Source organism: uncultured Nonlabens sp. (genome assembly GCF_947495285.1).
Taxonomy (GTDB): domain Bacteria; phylum Bacteroidota; class Bacteroidia; order Flavobacteriales; family Flavobacteriaceae; genus Nonlabens.
The window spans coordinates 1-221 of record NZ_CANLXZ010000113.1 but is presented as its reverse complement, the minus strand read 5'-3'; the positions used below and the strand labels follow the sequence as shown (position 1 = coordinate 221).

1 pseudogene is annotated in these 221 nt (G+C 36.2%); it reads right to left on the bottom strand.

Annotated features, from left to right (window positions below):
• Positions 1-221, bottom strand: a pseudogene (locus Q0838_RS14320) (IS4 family transposase); the annotation flags it as partial.

Sequence of the window (221 nt, the reverse complement as noted above, 5' to 3'; positions counted from 1 at the left end):
CTAATGGTTGTGGCATCTAACAAGAATATTTTTGATTTTATCTTGAAGTTTGTGCGTTTAAAATGGGCTTGCTGTCCTAAACCTTCAAGCAAAACATAATAGTAATCCCTAAAAAGCTCCCAACTCCTGTTTTTGTTCTGATAACTTAAAGTAGATTTTGAGGGTGCCTTAACCATACCTAAATGATTGAGATTACCGGTTGCAGAACGCAATCCGTTACT